Genomic DNA, 1,204 nt, shown 5'->3' on the forward strand with positions numbered 1-1,204 from the left:
AGCCGAGCACGCGATAGGCATCGCGCGGCAGCGCCTTGTCGACCGGGAACGAGGTGCGGCCGGACGATGCCAGATGCTGCGCACCCGACAGCGAGGACAGATCGACATTGTCCTGCTTCAGCGCCCAGAGCAGCGCGGCGAGCGCGCGCGCGGCGGGCTTGAGCAGGCCGGGGAAATAGATGTGATAGGCGCCGAAACGGACGCCGTATTTGCGCAAGACGGCGCGCGAGGGCTGATCGAGATCCTTCAGCTCGTTGGCGATCCTCGGACGCTCGAGCACGCCGAGCGCCTCGACCAGCTGATAGGCGATGCCGCGGGCGATGCCGGTGACATCCTCCGCCTTCGACAGCTCGAACATCGGCCCGAGCAGTTTTTCGATATGCGTCTTGAGCCAGAGCTCGAGCCGGGCCTGCACCTTCTCGCGGGGGGCGCCGGTCAGGCGCTCGTCGGAGATGATGCGGATGCGCGGATGCAGCGCGTCCTCTGCGGCAGACAGCCGCGCCACGGCATCGCCGGTCCAGCGGATGATGCCTTCCGAGGTCAGCACGAACTGGTCGTCCGGCGCATTGCCGAGCTTTTCGGCGCGCGTGTTGATCTCGCCAGCGAGCACTGCTTGCGCTGCAGCCTGCAAGGCTTTCGCATCGGAGCCGGCTTCCGCCGCATCCGGTGCAAAGGTGAAGCCATCGAGACGGCCGATGACATGGCCTTCGACGATGACTTCGCCGGTCTTGCCGATTTCAGTATTCAAGCTCGTGTTCTCCCGCAGGCGGCGCATCAATACACTGGTCCGGCGATCAACGAAACGCTCAGTCAAGCGTTCGTGGAGCGCATCCGATAATTTATTTTCGACCTCCCGCGTGACCCCCTGCCAGCGTTCGGGGTCTTTCAGCCAGTCGGGGCGGTTGGCGACGAAGGTCCAGGTGCGGATCTGCGCGATCCGGGCCGACAGCGTGTCGATATCGCCGTCGATGCGGTCGGCCTGGGTGACCTGGGCGGCGAACCAGGCGTCGGGAATGCATTCCTTCCGCATCAGGAAGCCGTATAGCGTGGTCACCAGCTCGGCATGGGCCGCCGGCGACAGTTTTCGGTAGTCGGGGACCTGGCAGGCCTCCCACAACCGCTCCACCGCCGCTTTGCCATGCGCGATATCGCGCACCTCGGCGTCGCGGGCGGCGTGGTCGAGCACGCGCATGTCCTCGGCGAT

General features: G+C 65.8%; 1 pseudogene. It reads right to left on the reverse strand.

The window, feature by feature from the left end:
* Positions 1 to 1,204, reverse strand: a pseudogene (locus tag MOV75_RS38830) (helicase); the annotation flags it as partial.

Origin of the sequence: Bradyrhizobium sp. PRIMUS42, from assembly GCF_023006515.1 — a bacterium.
Lineage (GTDB): Bacteria > Pseudomonadota > Alphaproteobacteria > Rhizobiales > Xanthobacteraceae > Bradyrhizobium.